The 392-nt window shown below is 66.1% G+C and carries 1 protein-coding gene; it reads left to right on the top strand.

Features of this window, described 5'->3' with window-relative positions:
- The coding region (locus E5W70_RS32715) for a dihydroxyacetone kinase subunit DhaK (protein WP_292665514.1) at positions 1-392 on the top strand (392 nt) is incomplete at both ends.

Here is a 392-nt window from a genome sequence, read left to right on the forward strand (position 1 = left end):
CGCTCGCCTCGACGGCTATCCCGAAATCAAGGTCGTCCTCCGTGCGGACTGGGAGAAGAGCAAGGTCAGCATCATCTCCGGCGGCGGGGCCGGGCACGAACCCGCGCATGCCGGCTTCGTCGGCGTGGGCATGCTGACGGCGGCAGTGTCAGGCGAGATCTTTGCTTCGCCGAGCGTGGAAGCAGTATTGGCCGCCATCCGCGCGGTGACCGGTCCCGCCGGGTGCCTGCTGATCGTCAAGAACTATACCGGCGATCGCCTCAACTTCGGCTTGGCCGCCGAGAAGGCGCGCGCCGAAGGCTTCCGCGTCGAGATGGTGATCGTCGCCGACGACATTGCCCTGCCTGATATTGCCCAGCCGCGTGGCGTTGCCGGCACCTTATTCGTGCACA

The organism is Mesorhizobium sp. (assembly GCF_005063415.1).
Classification (GTDB): Bacteria; Pseudomonadota; Alphaproteobacteria; order Rhizobiales; family Rhizobiaceae; genus Mesorhizobium.